Source organism: Vibrio sp. 1CM7H (assembly GCF_023161645.1).
GTDB classification, from domain to species: Bacteria; Pseudomonadota; Gammaproteobacteria; order Enterobacterales; family Vibrionaceae; genus Vibrio; species Vibrio diabolicus.
On the sequence record NZ_JALNTV010000027.1, the window covers coordinates 1 to 809 of the forward strand.

An 809-nucleotide genomic window follows, 5' to 3' on the forward strand; every position below is an offset into this window, starting at 1 on the left:
TTGAATTAGCTTAAGTGTTTACAGCACAATGGTTTAGTTTGGGTGGAATGCGTTGTTCACCCCTTAATGCGGCGTTATAGCAACTAAAAGGCCACCTGTAATAGTGGCCAGTACGGAATTAGTAAGATGAACAAGCGCCGTATGATGGTGCTTCTTTTATTCGATACTTTCTGCCGTTTTGATCTTTCGTATTTGTGTATGAGTAAGGTAGATCATCATAGTATGAAGGCATTTCCAAAGCGCTATACCCACCGTTCGGCCATTCTGCAAGCGCGTAATTTGAGTACGATTGGTACTTGTAGCTATTTGTTGCCTCATTTAATTGTGAGCCTGCAACTATTGTGACAGGAACTTTGTACGGGTCTCCCCATGAGTAATCAGCTTTTTGATACTGGACACAACCATATTCTTGAGAAGCAAAAGCTACGTTGATTGTACCTAGCAAAGTTAAGGCAAATACAAACTTCTTCATTTCGTTTTAATTTAAAAAGTGCCGCACCCCTTTTATTCCATGCAATTTAGCACAAGGGAGTTTGGTCATTAATCTATGCACTCCAAATTTGCGCGCGGATTATATGGGGAAAATAGTTCTTCGTATACATAAAGTTGAATAGTTGCTATAACAAACTGTTCAAGAGGGATTCGCAACGCGTGGCATTTTTACTATGCATTGATTTTAGTGGTTAAGGTGCTGTGCGGTGGCTTCGGTATTGCGTTGCTCACCCCTTAACAGGGCGTTATGTGAATGGAGTCAACCTTGAAAATATCAGTTGTCAAAAGTGGTCAGATTGGGGCTTATGAAGCTGAAC

General features: G+C 40.9%; 1 protein-coding gene. It reads right to left on the bottom strand.

Annotated elements, in window-relative coordinates:
- Nucleotides 1-118: 118 nt before the first annotated feature.
- Nucleotides 119-472 carry a hypothetical protein gene (locus MSG33_RS23470; protein WP_248382325.1) on the bottom strand — a complete coding sequence of 118 codons (354 nt, stop codon included), beginning with the start codon at nt 470-472 and terminating at the stop codon, nt 119-121.
- Between the last annotated feature and the right edge of the window lie 337 nt (nt 473-809).